Raw genomic sequence first — 16373 nt, 5'->3', positions numbered from 1 at the left:
GCTGCGGGGCATTTCCCCGCCGCCATACTCAGATGAGGAACATGAACAGCTTGGCCATGGCGAAGCTGATCAGGCCACAACCGGGGAACGTGAACACCCAGGTGAGCATCATATCCTTGACGACGCCGTAGTTGATGGCGGAAAGCCGCTTGACAGCCCCCACGCCCATGATGGCGCTGGTCTTGGTATGCGTGGTGGATACCGGGATGCCAAACAGGCTGGACAGCAGCAGGCAGAACGCCGCCGAGAGGTCCGCTGCAAAACCCTGGTATTTTTCCAGCCGGACCATGTCCATCCCCACGGACTTGATGATCTTCTCGCCGCCGACGCTGGTGCCCAGACCCATGACAGTACTGCACAACAGCATCAGCCAGACCGGGATGACCACCCCGCTGACGCTGGACTGCCCGTTGCAGAAGGCCACGCCCAGGAACAGTACGCCGATGAATTTCTGGCCATCCTGCGCGCCGTGCATAAAGCTCATGGCCGCCGCGCCGAAGATCTGCGCGTAGCGGAAGAAGCCGTTTGCCTTGCGGCGGTCCAGCCCGGCGCACACCCAGGTCAGCAGCTTGCAGATGAGCCAGCCGGAGCCGAAGCCCAGCAGCAGGCTCATGACAAGACCGTAGAGGACCTTGACCCACTCGGCCCCGTTGACGCCGCCCAGACCGTTGTTGATGGCGATGGCCGCGCCGGTCAGGCCGGCGATCAGGCTGTGGCTCTCGCTGGTGGGGATGCCGAACCAGGAAGCCGTGACGCTGTATACCACGATGGAAAACAGCGCCGCGCACAGCGCGATGAGGGCTTCGTTGGTGTTGCCGCCGAAGTCCACCATGTTGGAGATGGTGGAAGCGACGGAGGAGTTGATGCGGGTCATGACCAGCACACCGAGAAAGTTGAACCCGGCGCTGAGCAGGATGGCCGGACGGACCCGCATGCAGCGGGTGCTGATGCAGGTAGCGATGGCGTTGGGGGCGTCGGTCCATCCGTTGACGAAGATGACGCCCAGCGTGAGCGCCACGGTCATCAACAAAATGGGGTTGGAGGCCATCTGCTGGAGAAAATGCGACAGCGTTACATCCATGTACGAGTCTCCCTTGTATTCTTCTCTTTTCTCTTTTTCCTATTCTTTGATTGTAAAGGTGGGTGCAGCGTGGGTGCAGCGCACGGCGCTGCGTCGGTGGGGTCCGGCCCCACGGTTGCTATCATAACAGAAACGCCGACATTTTACAACGAAATTTTACGTGATTTTGACTGGCAGTTTACAGAAAATCCGTTGCCTGCCTGCTTTTTCCCGCTTCTTTCCAACATGCGGCCCTTATTTTTCGTCCGGGTCCCCTGCCCTGCAACAAAAAAGCCGGCCGCGCAAAGCCAAACATGACAGACAGGTGTCCGCTTTCTATGGTATAATACAGACAATGACAGAAGGGCGGTGGTGCCATGAAAATGGACCGGCTGATCGGCATATTGTCCATCCTTCTCCAGCAGGAGCGGATCACCGCGCCGGAACTGGCGGAGCAGTTCGAAGTGTCCCGCCGCACCATCCAGCGGGACATCGAAGCCCTGTGCCGGGCAGGTATCCCCGTCGTCACCGCACAGGGCGCCGGCGGCGGGATCTCCATCATGGAGGGATACCGGGTGGACCGAACGGTGCTCACCGCCCCGGAGATGCAGGCCATTCTGGCGGGGCTGCGCAGTCTGGACAGCGTCAGCGGCACCCGGCGCTATGCCCAGCTCATGGAAAAGCTGTCCGCCGGGAACCATACGCTGCTATCCGGCGGCACCCACCTGCTCATTGATCTGTCCTCATGGTACAAAAGCAGCCTTGCCCCGAAAATCGAAGCCATACAGAATGCCATGGAGCAGCACCACCTTGTGCATTTTACTTACGACGCGCCCAAGGGCACCTCGGTGCGCAGCGTGGAGCCTTATTACCTAGTCTTTCACTGGTCCACCTGGTATCTGTGGGGCTGGTGTCAAACCCGGCAGGACTTCCGCCTGTTCAAGCTCAACCGCATGACCGACCTTTCTAACGGAGAGCCCTTTTCACCTCGTCCGGCCCCTTTGCCGGACCTGGACCCGGAGCGGATTTATCCAACTCAATATCAGGTGTGTGTCCGCTTTGCCCCGACCTGCCGTTGGCGGCTGGTGGAAGAATACGGTGCAGACAGCTTTGCCGTACAGCCGGACGGCTCCTTGCTTTTTCGTCGAGGTTTCCCGGACGCGGACAGTGTAATCAGCTGGATTCTCACCTTTGGAGACGGTGCTGAGCTGCTGGGGCCGCTGGGCGGGCTGTGCCTGGGCTTTTGCACCGACTACCGGTATAAAACGGCCATGAACTGCTTCGGCGCGCTGACGCTGGGCGTGGGGCTGTACGGCTTGCAGGGCGCGGTGCTGCTGCGCCTGGCGGACACGGTGCTGGGCGTTACCTTCGCGCTGGTGTTCGCGGCGGTGTTCCACCGGCTGGCGGGGCGCTTTTTGCCCGGCGCGGAACAACAGACGGCATAAAAGAACAAGAGGGCGCGGTCTCGGGGACCGCGCCCTCTTTTTAACATTTGGAAAGTGTTTGTTGAAAATCTTCGGCCGCTTGCCAGGTCAGGGCATAGCTGCCGTCGGCCTGTTCAAACACCGCGGAAAGGCGGCAGCGGCCGGCGGGGCCGGGGTCGACCACCGCGCAGGGGGCTTCGGCGGTCAGGGTGGCCAGCACCCGGCGGTCCCAGCCGCGGATCTCCACATGCACACAGCCCCTGTTCAGGGCGGGGGAAAAGACGAACCGGCAGGGCTGACGCAGGCGGACGACCCTTCGCACGGTGCCGGTGCAGCCCGAAAAGCGGGCCTGGATGCGGGGCCTGCCCAGGCGGGGGCTTCCGCGTACAGCAGGGCCCGTTTGGTGTTCAGCACAAGCCAGCCGCTGCGGTACAAAACGTACAGCAGGCAAACCAGCGCCCCGGCCAGGGCGGCGGGCAGAAAAACTTCCAAACAGTGTTCCCCCTTTCGGCGGCGCGGGCTACTGCGCCGGTTCCAGAACCAGAATTTTTTCGCCGGGGCCGAAGGAGAAGGTCACGGCGGTGGAGGGCAGCAGGCGGTCCTCCTGGATGGTCAGGTAATATTTGGGGTACGTTCCCACTTCCACAAGGGCCCCGTCTGCAAAGAACAAAAGGCGGGCCCGGTCTTCCCGGGTGCTTCGGGGAACGGAAAAGGTCAGGCCGTAGGTCTGTTTCAGGCCCTCGCCCGCGCTGAACACGCCCCGGTCGATGTACACTTCCTCCCAGTGGAACCCGGCGAACAGCGCGCCCATGGTCACGGTCTGCCCGCTGACGGCACAGGCCCGGGCCATCTTTTCAAAGCGGGCGAAGCGGCACGGCCAGGACGTGGCGGCAAAGACCGTCACAAGCAGGGCGCCGGCGCACAGAAGCGCCGCGCCGGTGCGGCGGATTCGCAGCAAGGTCCCTCACCGTCCTTTCGGTTTTTCGCCGGCGGAAAAACATCTCTCTGCCCCGATGATACCACACCCGGGGCGGGTTTTCCACCGCCGGGGTGCGGGTTGTGGAAAACAGGCGCAAAAAATCCGCGCGTTCCCTGAGGGAGCGCGCGGAAGCTTCGGTCGGATTCAGCGGGCCGGGTAGTCGTTTTCCGCCGCTTCGCCCACCAGCCATTCCATGGAGACGTTCAGTGCCTGCGCCAGAATGGAAAGCTCCAGGTCGTACACGTGGCGCTGATTGTTCTCGATACGGGAGATGATCAGCTTGGTCATGTCCTGCGCGCCCATCAGCTGAAGTTTGCGGGCCAGGTCCTCCTGCGTCATGGGCGGTTTTTGCAGCGCCCGGCCCAGCCGCACCCGCTGCGCGCACAGATTGCCTTGCGCCCTGCTCCTTCTTTTGGACATCGCCCGTTCCTCCTGATGCGTTCTTCGCACAAATCTACTGTATTGATTTTATCCGGAAATGGAACGCAAATCAGAACAAAAGCGATATTTTAAATCCAATTTGGATACTTTGTAAAAAAATAGCGCAAAAAAAGAACCCCCGGGGTTCGGGGGTTCTTGGGAAAACGCTTATTTGCGGCTTTCCTTGATGGCTGCCTGCGCGGCTGCCAGACGCGCGATGGGTACACGGAACGGAGAGCAGGACACATAGTCCAGGCCCACACGATGGCAGAACTCCACGCTTGTGGGGTCGCCGCCGTGCTCGCCGCAGATGCCCAGGCCCAGCTCCGGACGGGTGGCGCGGCCCAGTTTCGCCGCCATCTCCACCAGCTTGCCCACGCCCTTCTGGTCCAGGTGCGCGAACGGATCGGACTCGTACACTTTGTTGTCGTAGTAGTAGTTCAGGAACTTGCCCGCGTCGTCACGGCTGAAGCCGAAGGTCATCTGGGTCAGATCGTTGGTGCCGAAGGAGAAGAACTCCGCCTCGGTGGCGATCTCGTCCGCGGTCAGGGCCGCGCGGGGGATCTCGATCATGGTGCCGACCTCATACTTCATGTCCACGCCGGCCTCGGCGATCAGCTTGTCGGCGGTGGCGACCACCACGTCCTTGACAAACTTCAGCTCTTTCACTTCGCCCACCAGGGGGATCATGATGTGGGGAACGATGTTCAGGCCCGTCTCTTTGTGCACATTGATGGCCGCGTTGATGACCGCGGTGGTCTGCATTTCCGCGATCTCCGGATAGGAGACCGCCAGACGGCAGCCGCGGTGGCCCATCATGGGGTTGAACTCATGCAGGCTGGCGATGACCGTGTTCAGGTGATCCACGGTGATGCCCAGGTCTGCGGCCAGCTCCTCGATCTCCGCCGGTTTGGTGGGCAGGAACTCGTGGAGGGGCGGGTCCAGATAACGGATGGTCATGGGACGGTCGCCCATCACCTTGTACATGGCCTCGAAGTCACCCTGCTGATAGGGCAGGATCTTGGCCAGGGCTTTCTTGCGGCCTTCCGCGTTCTCGGCCACGATCATCTCGCGCACGGCTTTGATGCGGTCCGCCTCGAAGAACATGTGCTCGGTGCGGCACAGGCCGATGCCCTCGGCGCCGAAGTTCACGCCCTGCTGTGCGTCGTGGGGGTTGTCGGCGTTGGTGTACACCTTCAGGGTGCGGGCGGCGTCGGCCCACTCCATGAAGCGCTCGAAGTCGCCGGAGATGGAGGCGTCCGCCGTGGGAATGGCCTCGCCGTAGATGTTGCCGGTGGAGCCGTCGATGCTGATCCAGTCGCCCTCGTGATAGGTCTTGCCCGCCAGGGTGAAGCACTTGGCGTCGTAGTCCACCACGATGTCGCCGCAGCCGGACACGCAGCAGGTGCCCATGCCGCGGGCCACCACGGCCGCGTGGCTGGTCATGCCGCCGCGCACGGTCAGGATGCCCTGAGCCACCTGCATGCCCTCGATGTCCTCGGGGCTTGTCTCCAGACGGACCAGCACCACTTTGGGCATTTTGCCGCTTTCCACGTACTCTTTGGCGTCCTCAGCAGTGAAGACCACCTGGCCGCAGGCAGCGCCCGGAGAGGCGGCCAGACCTTTGCCGATGACCTGGGCCGCTTTCAGGGCCGCCGGGTCAAACTGCGGGTGCAGCAGGCTGTCCAGCTGCTTGGGCTCCACGCGCAGAACGGCCTCTTTCTCGTCGATCATGCCTTCGTCCACCAGGTCCACGGCGATCTTCAGCGCGGCCGCGGCGGTGCGTTTGCCGTTGCGGGTCTGCAGCATGAACAGCTTGCCGTTCTCGATGGTGAACTCCATGTCCTGCATGTCTTTGTAGTGGTTTTCCAGACGCTGCGCGATCTCCACGAACTGGTCATAGACCTCGGGCATTTCCTCATGCAGCTTGGAGATGGGGGACGGGGTGCGGATGCCGGCCACCACGTCCTCGCCCTGGGCGTTGATCAGGTACTCGCCGAACAGGGCTTTCTCGCCGGTGGCGGGGTTGCGGGTGAAGGCCACGCCCGTGCCCGAGCGGTTGCCCGAGTTGCCGAAGGCCATGCACTGCACGTTGACCGCGGTGCCCCAGTCGTAGGGGATCTCGTTCATGCGGCGGTACACGTTGGCGCGGGGGTTGTCCCAGGAGCGGAACACCGCCTTGACGGCCTCGATCAGCTGCTCTTTCGGGTCAGAGGGGAAGTCCTTGCCCATTTTCTCTTTGTACAGGGCTTTGAACTTCACCACCAGGGCTTTCATGTCGTCGGCATCCAGGTCGATGTCCTCTTTGACGCCCTTGGCTTGTTTCATCTCGTCGATGATCTTCTCAAAGTCGGATTTGCTCATCTCCATGACCACGTCGCTGAACATCTGCACGAAGCGGCGATAGGAGTCGTAGGCAAAGCGGGGGTTGCTGGTCAGCTTGGCCAGGCCTTCCACGCTCTCGTCGTTCAGGCCCAGGTTCAGAATGGTGTCCATCATGCCGGGCATGGAAGCGCGGGCGCCGGAGCGCACGGACACCAGCAGGGGGTTGTTCACGTCGCCGAATTTTTTGCCGGCGATCTCTTCCAGCTTTCCGATGTACTCGTAGATGTCGGCCATGATCTCCTCGTTGATCTGACGGCCGTCCTTGTAGTACTGGGTGCAGGCTTCGGTGGAAATGGTGAAGCCCTGGGGCACCGGCATGCCGGCCCGGGTCATCTCGGCAAGGTTAGCGCCCTTGCCGCCCAGGATCTCGCGCATGTCCTTGTTTCCTTCGGAAAACAGGTACAGGTACTTTTTCTGACTCAAGATTCTCTACCTCCAAACAATTTTCTGCGCACAAAAACACAGGCGAAAAAAATTTGTCTTTTCGCACTCAATATTATAACAAAAAGATGCGCGCCTGACTACCGCGAATTGACCGATTTTTGGTCCTTTTTCGGGCCGGTTTTCAGAGAAATGGGGAGATTTCGGCGCATCGCCCCGTTTTCCTTGCGGAAAAGTGCGTTTCGTTGTACAATAAGTTCGTATAGTCTTTTTTGGAAAGCGGGGATTCTGCATGACGAAACAAGAGCTGGAACAGCGGCGCGCAGCCTATGCCGCCACCCTTGAAAAACACCTGGCCGCGGGCGTGGAATTCTATGTGACCGACGGCATTCTCATTGACGAGAGCGTGGAGATCGCGCCCGGCGCGGTCATTCTGCCCGGCACCATTCTGCGGGGCGCGACCAAGATCGGCGCAAACAGCGTCATCGGCCCCAACGCGCTGCTGGAGAACGTGACCGTGGGCGAACACGTGAAGTTCAACGCCAGCCAGGGCTACAACAGCGTCATCGACGACGGCGCCAACATCGGCCCCTTCGTGCACATCCGGCCGGACAGCCACATCTGCAAAAACGTGCACATCGGCGACTTTGTGGAAGTGAAAAACTCCACCGTGGGCGAGGGCACCAGCGTGTCCCACCTGACGTATGTGGGCGATTCCGACGTGGGCAAATACTGCAACTTCGGCTGCGGCGTGGTCACCGTGAACTACGACGGCGCGGCCAAGCACCGCAACACCATCGGGGATTACGCCTTCATCGGCTGCAACACCAACCTGGTGGCCCCGGTGACCGTGGGCGACGGCGCCTACACCGCCGCGGGCAGCACCATCACCGAGGACGTGCCCGCCGGCGCTTTGGGCATTGCCCGGGCGCGCCAGCAGAACAAGCCGGGCTGGGCCAGGGCCAAGCTGGAAAAATTCATTGAGAAACAGAAGAAAAAGCAGGAGAAATGATGTTCTTTCAAAAACCTTCGAGCGTGGAATTTTTGATCGTGGGGCTGGGCAACCCCGGCGCGAAGTACGCCGGCACCCGCCACAACGCCGGGTTCGACGCGCTGGACTGGGCGGCCCGGCGCTGGGGCATCCGGGTGGACAGGGCCAGGTTTGACGCCCTCACCGGCACCGGCGAGGCCGCGGGCCACAAGGTGCTGCTGCTGAAGCCCCAGACCTTCATGAACCTGTCGGGCCAGGCGGTGGGCAAGGCCGCCGCCTTCTACAAGGTGCCCGCCCAGAACGTGATCGTGCTGTTCGACGACATCAGCCTTGCGCCGGGCCGTTTGCGGCTGCGCAAAGCGGGGTCCGCCGGGGGGCACAACGGGGTGAAGAGCATCATCTCCCAGATCGGGCAGGAGTTTCCCCGGGTGAAGATCGGCGTGGGCGCCAAGCCCCACCCGGAGTACGACCTGGCCGACTGGGTGCTGAGCCGCTTTTCCCCCGACGAGCGCAAGGCCATGGAAGCGCGCTACGACGACGTGGCCGACGCGCTGGAAATGATGATGAAAGGGCAGTTTGAAGCTGCGCAGAGCCGATACAATGGATAAAAAACAACGTTACGACGTGTTTCTGTTGGTGTTTGGAGGAATTTTTGCGGCGGGCTGCGCCTGGGCGGGGCTGTGCCCCAGCGCCTGGGTGCTGGCGCTGGCGCCGGTGCTGGGGGCCCTGGGTGCGGCGGCCAGCTGGTGCGTTTTGGCGCGGTTTGCGCTGTGCCGGCGGGAGGCCTGGCTGGAAAAAAGTTTTACAAGACCCCTGAAGCTGCTTTTGTGCCCGCTTTTGTGGCTTTTGTACACGCTGGCGGTGCTGGGGCTGGCCCCGGCCGCGCCCGCGGGCCAGGAGGACCTGGCGGCGGCGCTGGCGGTGCTGGTGGGCCTGGCGGGGGTCGTGGCGGTGCCCCTGGTGCTGGCGGGCTGCGGCGCGGCGGCGCTGGTGAGCGCCGCAAAGCACATGAAGCGCGCCCAGGGGGGCGTATTGTACCGGGAAGGCCCCTTTGCCGCCGCGCTGATCTGGTGCGTGGGCATGGCGGGGCTGGTGATCGTGGGCGGATTTTATCTTTTGGTGTGAGGCGAGGACGATGCTGACAGAGCCGCTGAAGCGGACGGCGGAATACAAGCGGCTGCTGGCCGACGTGACGGAAGGCCCCGGGGTGACGGCGCTGTTCGGGCTGCCGCCCGCGGCCCGGGCCCAGGTGCTGACGGCGCTGTGCCGGGACACCGGGCGCCCGGCGCTGCTGCTGTGCGCCGGTGAGGCCGAGGCCACCCGCATGGCCGCGGACGTGAGCGCCTTCGGCCTGCCGGCCGAGGTGTTCTGCGCCCGGGACTTTGTGCTGCGCCCGGTGGAGGGGCTGAACCACGAGTACGAGTACCGCCGTCTGTCGGTGCTGGGCAACGTGGTGGGCGGCCGCACCCGGGTGGTGTGCGCGGGCGTGGAGGGCTTTTTGCAGCTGACCATGCCCCGGGACGAATTTTGCGAAAACACCCTGACCGTGCGGCCTGGCATGGAGATCGGGCTGGCGCAGCTGACCGCGCGGCTGTTCGGCGCCGGGTATCTGCGCCGCAGCCAGGTGGACGGCCCGGGCCAGTTTTCGGTGCGGGGCGGCATTGTGGACCTGTACGCCCCCGACATGGAGAAGCCCTGCCGGCTGGAGTTCTGGGGGGACGAGGTGGACACCATCCACACCTTTGACCTGGTGAGCCAGCGCCGGGAGGACCCGGTGGAGAAGATCCATCTGTCCCCGGCGCGGGAAGTGCTGTTCGGCGACGCGGCCGGGGCGGCGGCTTTGCTGCGGCAGGCGGCGGGCCGGGCCAAGGGCCGGGCCGCCCGGCAGCTGGAGGCGGCCATGGAGGACGATCTGGCCCTGCTGGACGGCGGCGCGCTGCCCACGGCCATGGACAAATATCTGGCGGTGCGGTACGAAAAACCCGCCACCGTGCTGGAATACCTGTCGGACCCGCTGCTGTTTTTCAGCGAGCCCAGCGCCATCCGGGAGAGCGCCCGGGCGCTGGAGGCAAGGTTCGGCGAGGAGATGAAAGGTCTGTTCGAGCAGGGCATTCTGGCCCCGGGAATGGACCGTTTTTACGAAGAAGCGGCCTTTTTGTGGCACGCGGCCCAGAAAGGGCGCACCGTGGCGTGCGAAAACTTCGCCCGCACCATCCCCCAGCTGACCCTGCGGGACACGGTCAGCGCCCAGGCCAACGCCCTGCCCCCCTGGTCCGGGGAGGTGGGCGCCCTGGAAGAGGAGCTGCGAAGCCTGCTGGAGCGCAAGTACGCGGTGGCGGTGCTGGCGGGCACCCGCCGCGCGGCCGAGGCCCTGGCCCGGGATCTGCAGCGGGACGGCTTTTCCGCCACCGCCTTGGACGGGCCCTGCGACGACGCGGCCCCCGGCACGGTGGCGGTGCTGGAAGGCCACCTCAGCGCCGGGGCGGACTATCCCTTCGCCCGGCTGGCGGTGTTCACCGGCCGGCGGCCCGGCCAGCAGCCCGCCAAAAAGGCAAAGGCCAAAAACAAGGGCCTGTCCAGCCTGACGGACATTCAGCCCGGGGACTACGTGGTGCACCAGAACCACGGCATCGGCCTGTACGCGGGCATCCAGCGGCTGGATTTGCAGGGCGTGGTCAAGGACTATTTGAAGATCCGCTACGAAAAGGGCGACACCCTGTACGTGCCCGTCACCCAGCTGGACCTGCTCAGCCGGTACACGGCCCCCGGCGACAGCGACCGGGTGAAGCTGTCCAAGCTGGGCGGCGAAAGCTGGAACAAGACCAAGAGCCGGGTGCGCAAGGCCACCCAGGAGATGGCCAAAGAGCTGATCGAGCTGTACGCCCGCCGCCAGCAGGCCCAGGGCTTCGCCTTCCCCGAGGACGGCGAGTGGCAGCGGGACTTTGAGGCCCGGTTCGAGTACGACGAGACCCCGGACCAGCTGCAGTGCGCGGCGGAGATCAAAAAAGACATGGAAAAGCCCTTCCCCATGGACCGGCTGTTGTGCGGCGACGTGGGCGTGGGCAAAACCGAGGTGGCGCTGCGGGCCGCCTTCAAGTGCATCATGGGCGGCAAGCAGGTGGCCATTCTGGTGCCCACCACCATTCTGGCCTGGCAGCACTACACGGGCATTCTGTCCCGGATGGAGGCCTTCCCCGTGAAGGCGGGGCTGCTGAGCCGGTTCGCCACCCCCAAGCAGATCAAGGACACCCTGAAGGGGCTGGCCGCGGGCACCGTGGACATTGTGGTGGGCACCCACCGCCTGCTGCAGAAGGACGTGAAGTTCCGGGACCTGGGGCTGGTCATCATCGACGAGGAACAGCGGTTCGGCGTCAAACACAAGGAAAAACTGAAAGAGAATTTCATCGGCGTGGATCTGCTGACGCTGTCGGCCACGCCCATCCCCCGCACGCTGAACATGGCCATGAGCGGCGTGCGGGACATGAGCACCATCGAGGAGCCCCCCGTGGAGCGGCGCCCGGTGGAGACCTACGTGCTGGAGCACGACGACGGCATCATCGCCGAGGCGCTGCGCCGGGAGCTGGACCGGGGCGGCCAGGCTTATTACATCCACAACCGCATCGACACGCTGGAGCGCTGCGCCGCCCACCTGGGCGAGATGCTGCCCGGCGCGCGCATCGCCACGGCCCACGGCCGCATGGACGAGGCAGCGCTGTCCCGGGTGTGGCAGCAGCTGCTGGACGGCGAGATCGACATTCTGGTGTGCACCACCCTCATCGAGACCGGCGTGGACGTGCGCAACTGCAACACCCTGGTCATTGAGGACGCGGACTACATGGGTCTGGCCCAGCTGTACCAGCTGCGGGGCCGGGTGGGCCGGTCGGGCCGCAAGGCCTACGCCTACTTCACCTTCCGGCGCAGCAAGGTGCTCACGGACGTGGCCGCCAAGCGCCTGTCCGCCATTCGGGAGTTCACCAGCTTCGGGTCGGGCTTCCGCATCGCCATGCGGGACCTGCAGATCCGGGGCGCGGGCAACCTGCTGGGCCAGAGCCAGCACGGCCACATGGAGAGCGTGGGCTACGACATGTACGTCAAGCTGCTGAATCAGGCCATCGCCCAGGCCAAGGGCGAGCCGGTGAAGGCCGACAAGAGCGACTGCCTCATCGACATCACCGTGGACGCCTACATCCCCGAAACCTACATCGAGGACCCGGCCGGCCGCATCGAGGCGTACAAGCGCATCGCGGCCATCCAGAACAGCGACGACGCCTCCGACGTGCTGGACGAGCTCATCGACCGCTACGGCGACGTGCCCGCCAGCGTCACGGGGCTGGTGGACATCAGCCTCATCCGGGTGCAGGCGGCCCGGCTGGGCGTATACGAGATCAGCCAGAGCCGGGACGCGCTGCTGCTGTATTCCGACCGGCTGGACATGGCGCTGCTGAAGCCTCTGTTGCAAAGCATGGGCCGGCGGCTGCTGGTGAACGGCTCCGGCAAGCCCTATCTGTCGGTGCGGGTGCAGCCGGGGGAAAAGCCGCTGGCGGTGCTGCGCATGGCGCTGGAAAAAATGGACGAGGCCGCGTCTTGCAAAGACGGCGGCGCCGGGCTATAATGAAATGTACGATTTCCGTTTGGGAGGGAACGATGTTGAATTTGAAACGATGGACCGCGGCGGTGCTGTGCGCGGCGCTGGGCCTTGGCCTGAGCGCGTGCACGCTGAAAACCCCCGCCAATGTGATGACGGTGGACGGGGTGCAGGTGCCCGCGGGCGTATATCTGATGTATCAGCTGAACGCCTACACCGAGGCCGAGAGCCTGGTGGAGGACGGCGCCGCCGTGCAGGACGGCCAGATCGAAGGCCAGGACGCCGTGGACTGGGTGCACGAAAAGACCGTGGAAGATCTGCGCCGCTGGGTGTGGATCGACCGGGAGTTTGAGGCCCAGGGCCTGAAGCTGGAGGGCGACGGGCTCACCCAGGCCCAGAGCCAGGCTGCCTCCAATTACGAGGCCACCGCGGACTGGTACGCGGACAACGGCATCGGCGCCGCGTCTTACGAGACGTTCTATCTCACCGAGACCAAGTATCAGATGCTGTACGAAGCCTGGGCCGAGACCGCACACAAGATCAGCCTGGAAGACGCCGAGGCCTACATGGACGAGCACTATGTGAACATCTCGTCTCTGGTGCTGCCGGTCAGCGATGACGAGGGCAACCAGGCCACGGACGAGGCCCGCAACCAGATCGACACCTATGCCAGGGAGCTGACGGACGCCCTGAACGCGGGCGGCACCCTCAGCGAGCTGGCCGGGGAGACGGTGAAAAAGGCCTGCGAGGCCGTGGGCCGCACCTACGACGAGGAGAGCACCCTGTCCAGCCTGATGATGACGGGCTTTGCCAGCGACGACAGCAACGGCTACTTCTCGGAAGAAGTGGTGCAGGCGCTGCGGGACCAGGACGTGGGCTATGCCATGCTGCAGACGGAGCTCAGCGCGCCGGTGATCTACCAGCGCGTGGCCAACTATGCGGACGACGAGGAATTCGAGAGCATGTACTATGTGCAGATCGAGAACCTGATGAAGCAGGAGCAGTACCAGCAGCTGGCCGCCGAGGGCAGCAGCGGCTACGCGGTGGAAGAGGACGCGTCCGCGGTGAAGACCTATGCGGTGAAGAACATCAAGGAAATGGAATAAGCGCTTTTGCGGCAAAAAACCACCCGGCCGGGTGGTTTTTTTGTTGCGGCGCAGTGGTTTGAGCCCTGACGTCTTTTTGCTTTTTTCATGCGTGAATATAATTGAAATATTGCTGGTATTTTCGCAGCATGATTTGTTCCCCATACTGCCGCATAAGCGCATAGTCCGGGTCGCCTTTCCCGTTGACAGGAAGCAAAATTTTTTGGCGTTCCATCCGCTGACCGTTAAATTTGTATCCGTATGTATATTTGACCTTCTGCTGCAACAGAACGGTTTTGAAAAACAATAAGATATATTTGTTATCGGCGCATTTCTTCAAATGAAGCCGCTTCACATCATCAGAGAAAACGCAGCAATAGGGATGATAAAAATTTTCAACGACGCTTCCGTTATAGTTTACTCCCAAAACATTTTGGTCAAATGAAGAATTAGGGGTTGCGATCCAGTTCGTGATCCCATTATTGGAATCGGTTGCTCCGATAAACGGGATCCGCCCATGCTCCATATCTGCTTTTGTCAATCTTTTTCCGGAGCTTATGCTGAAAAGCTCATTGATATAAAATGCTTTCCATTTTACGGATTTAAGGTCTGTCAGTACCCCCCCCGATTGTATATTTTTACCAATAAAGCTTTTGTATTTTTGTACAAGCTGCCTTTCGCGCTCTTTGATGTACTGTTCCATAAAATCCAAATCAAGATTTCCGGCAGCATCTACGGGGAGCATGATCTTTTCTCTGGAAATCCTGTTATCGTTAATTTCCCGATTGAAATTATATTTTTGTGAAAGCCGATTCAAGACGGACGCGATAAACAAATAATGATATTTATTATAGATTTTATTCTTCAAGTGGGTAATGTGATCGCTTGCTACAAAAGGAAACGGTTCATAAAAACTTGATCCCACGCTTCCGCTATTCGCAAGGCTTATACAATCTGAAAAAATCCGAACCTTTTCTGTATTTGAAATAAAATTATCTACACCGTTGTTTAACGCAGATGATGATACGTAAGGTGTTTTACCTGGTATGTGGTTTTCTGTTTTTAAGCGCTTGCCACGTTGAATTTCGGGAAATAACTCTGTTAAAAAGAATGGCCGCCACTCTCTGTCATTCAGATTCAGCATGATTTCCCTCCTCGAATAAATATTCTCGGCCCTGCATTACCATGGAAAACTCAAAGGTTAAATAATCGCCGATCGTTTTAATAAATTCATCTTCTGTTGGGATTGCATCATTGAAATAGTAAAAGCTGTGCAGCCACTCGTCTGTTGCCTCGATCGTTGTTTTGACGCAAAACTTCGTTTCGGCGTCTATTCTGTCAAACCAAACATCAAGCAAATGCTGCTTTTTATCCTTCGCAGATTCCGTTTCAATCAGTCCGATGTGCGGGGCAACTTTATATCCGTCATTTTCAAAGTTAATGAATTTACATATCTTGTCGGCAGGGTGCGGCTCCCCGGCAGTAAATACCGCAATGCAGGGAATTGTGCCAACACCATAAAAGGTGTCTTTATTTAGAGAGATAACGCCCTCCAATGTGTGATGTTTTAAGATGTTTTCCTTGAGCGCCTGTTCCTCTTTTGTTTTCCCTGTCATGGAGGATTGCGGAACGATCACGATACATCTTGCCCCAGTTACAAGGGAATCAAGCAGATGCTCCACAAATGCCATCTCATACAAATCGGGATTCTGCTTTGAACCCTGCGAATACGGGGGATTCATCATTCCAACAGTGGCCTGCTTTAATTGCAGCTTGTTAGCATCCTGTTTGAAAAAGTCATCGTTTATCAGATTGCTTTTGCCGTCGCCGCGCAAAATCATGTTTGTGGTGGCAATCGTAAACATATTCGGGCGCATTTCAATTCCATGCAGCTGCTTTTGACGGATACTCTTTTTCTGTGTATCATTTTCTGCTTTTGCCAACATATTGTGCATGGCGGCAATCAGAAAACCCGCCGTCCCGCAGCAGGGGTCAAACACAATGTCCGCAGGGCGCAAGTCCGCTAAATCGCAAAAAAGCTGCGTGATATGTTTGGGTGTAAGGATGATCCCCAATGTCTGCCCGTCGCCGCCGGAATAACTCATAAACTCGCCGTAAAATCTTCCGATATAATCTTCTGCGCTGCTTATGTAGCGGATAGATTTATAGATTTTGTCGTTCAGGTATTCCGCAAAATGCTTTAACGGCGTCTTTTTCAGCTTTGGCTCGATCTCATTCAATTTTACGGTGTCTTTAATAAAGGCAAACTGGCTGAGAATTTTATCTTTTTTGACTTCGGGAGAAACGTTCGCTCTTTGCAAATTGGCGTTGATCGCGTCATAGATCTTCTGCCCGTCGGTCTTTACGCTGTCGCCGGTAAGGTCATTTACAGAAAAATTTTTGTACTCACTTTCCCGGAGCGCAAGCAAAATACCGGAAACGATCAGCGGCTTTTCTGTATCGAGAAGATTTCCGTAGTTTCTCAAATCCTCATGCAAAACGCTTGCGTCTTTTAAGATTTCAGCCGTTTCCTTTTCATAATCTGTATTCTCTTTTAGTATTTCACGAATGTAATACTCGTCTATGTTATCTTCATTAAAAGAAATAAAGGATTCTACTTCGGGCAATTCGCGGTAGAACTCCGTTTCGTCAATATAGACCGGTGTGATTTTATGCTTCTTCTCATTACCCGAAACGCCAAAAACTATTACTTTTTTATACGACGTGTTTTCTGCAAGATGTTTCCCATAAAAGACTGCACCATTAACAGCATAGTCGGTAATCGCTGTTGTTTCAGCACTGATATTTCCTTTATCATCCAACTTGATATGTTTCGCTAAATCGGCTTTATCTTCAATGACGAGCAGATAATCTTTTACTACTCCTACATATTCGGGAAAGCCCACCTTGCCCGTCCCTTTTTTAGAAGCGGTCTTGAGGGCTGTATCAATTTCTTTGATAGAACTTCCTTGTGGGTCGAGATGGATGTTCGCTTGCTTTAACAAGTCGTAGACCCATAAATCTGTTTTAACTTCTCTCTTTGCCATGGTCACGCCCTCATTC

At 59.7% G+C, this 16373-nt stretch carries 13 protein-coding genes and 1 pseudogene; 6 read left to right on the top strand and 8 right to left on the bottom strand.

Annotation, left to right across the window (positions count from 1 at the left end):
* Positions 1–28 precede the first annotated feature (28 nt).
* Complete coding sequence (locus ACKTS9_RS08785) at positions 29–1081, bottom strand: inorganic phosphate transporter (RefSeq protein ID WP_349214186.1); 1053 nt, start codon at positions 1079–1081, stop codon at positions 29–31.
* A 356-nt stretch (positions 1082–1437) separates the two neighbouring features.
* Here ACKTS9_RS08785 and ACKTS9_RS08780 point away from each other — a divergent pair.
* Positions 1438–2280: pseudogene (locus tag ACKTS9_RS08780) on the top strand (helix-turn-helix transcriptional regulator); the annotation flags it as partial.
* Positions 2281–2545: 265 nt separating this feature from the next.
* Here ACKTS9_RS08780 and ACKTS9_RS08775 read toward each other — a convergent pair.
* The 5 genes from ACKTS9_RS08775 to ppdK all read right to left on the bottom strand — a co-directional run bounded on the left by ACKTS9_RS08775 (position 2546) and on the right by ppdK (position 6691).
* On the bottom strand, positions 2546–2731 hold the full coding sequence (locus tag ACKTS9_RS08775; RefSeq protein WP_407880237.1) for a hypothetical protein: 186 nt from the start codon (positions 2729–2731) through the stop codon (positions 2546–2548).
* A 17-nt stretch (positions 2732–2748) separates the two neighbouring features.
* On the bottom strand, positions 2749–2976 hold the full coding sequence (locus tag ACKTS9_RS08770; protein ID WP_349216916.1) for a hypothetical protein: 228 nt from the start codon (positions 2974–2976) through the stop codon (positions 2749–2751).
* 28 nt (positions 2977–3004) lie between these two features.
* Positions 3005–3442 (bottom strand): hypothetical protein, encoded by a 438-nt coding sequence (locus tag ACKTS9_RS08765; protein WP_349216917.1) that lies wholly within the window; start codon positions 3440–3442, stop codon positions 3005–3007.
* 165 nt (positions 3443–3607) lie between these two features.
* On the bottom strand, positions 3608–3883 hold the full coding sequence (locus ACKTS9_RS08760; protein ID WP_349216918.1) for a helix-turn-helix domain-containing protein: 276 nt from the start codon (positions 3881–3883) through the stop codon (positions 3608–3610).
* A gap of 168 nt (positions 3884–4051) precedes the next feature.
* Entirely contained in the window at positions 4052–6691 is a 2640-nt protein-coding gene (ppdK, locus tag ACKTS9_RS08755) for a pyruvate, phosphate dikinase (protein WP_407880233.1), read from the bottom strand.
* A 250-nt stretch (positions 6692–6941) separates the two neighbouring features.
* Here ppdK and ACKTS9_RS08750 point away from each other — a divergent pair, with 250 nt between their 5' ends.
* Genes ACKTS9_RS08750 through ACKTS9_RS08730 form a run of 5 tightly spaced genes read left to right on the top strand, consistent with a single transcriptional unit; the run spans position 6942 to position 13331 of the window.
* Positions 6942–7661: a UDP-N-acetylglucosamine diphosphorylase gene (locus ACKTS9_RS08750; RefSeq protein WP_349216921.1), complete on the top strand. Its 720-nt coding sequence runs from the start codon at positions 6942–6944 to the stop codon at positions 7659–7661.
* The gene (pth, locus tag ACKTS9_RS08745) at positions 7658–8248 is read left to right on the top strand and encodes an aminoacyl-tRNA hydrolase (RefSeq protein WP_407880231.1); all 591 of its coding nucleotides are present in this window, start codon (positions 7658–7660) and stop codon (positions 8246–8248) included. Before ACKTS9_RS08750 ends, pth begins: the two co-directional genes overlap by 4 nt.
* Positions 8241–8765 (top strand): hypothetical protein, encoded by a 525-nt coding sequence (locus ACKTS9_RS08740; protein WP_407880229.1) that lies wholly within the window; start codon positions 8241–8243, stop codon positions 8763–8765. The genes pth and ACKTS9_RS08740 overlap by 8 nt, the downstream gene beginning before the upstream one ends.
* 10 nt (positions 8766–8775) lie before the next feature.
* Positions 8776–12252, top strand: coding sequence for a transcription-repair coupling factor (gene mfd / locus ACKTS9_RS08735; RefSeq protein WP_407880226.1), 3477 nt, complete (start codon positions 8776–8778; stop codon positions 12250–12252).
* Between the two features lie 32 nt (positions 12253–12284).
* Positions 12285–13331, top strand: coding sequence for a hypothetical protein (locus ACKTS9_RS08730; protein WP_407880224.1), 1047 nt, complete (start codon positions 12285–12287; stop codon positions 13329–13331).
* A gap of 85 nt (positions 13332–13416) precedes the next feature.
* Here ACKTS9_RS08730 and ACKTS9_RS08725 read toward each other — a convergent pair whose 3' ends face one another.
* Complete coding sequence (locus ACKTS9_RS08725) at positions 13417–14454, bottom strand: restriction endonuclease subunit S (RefSeq protein WP_407880222.1); 1038 nt, start codon at positions 14452–14454, stop codon at positions 13417–13419.
* Positions 14438–16357, bottom strand: coding sequence for a class I SAM-dependent DNA methyltransferase (locus ACKTS9_RS08720; RefSeq protein WP_407880220.1), 1920 nt, complete (start codon positions 16355–16357; stop codon positions 14438–14440). Before ACKTS9_RS08720 ends, ACKTS9_RS08725 begins: the two co-directional genes overlap by 17 nt.
* Positions 16358–16373 lie beyond the last annotated feature (16 nt).

The organism is Owariibacterium komagatae, assembly GCF_045865535.1.
Taxonomy (GTDB): domain Bacteria; phylum Bacillota; class Clostridia; order Oscillospirales; family Ruminococcaceae; genus Ruthenibacterium; species Ruthenibacterium komagatae.
Note: the sequence above shows the minus strand (reverse complement) of the source record. Positions and strands in the feature narration are given on the sequence as shown.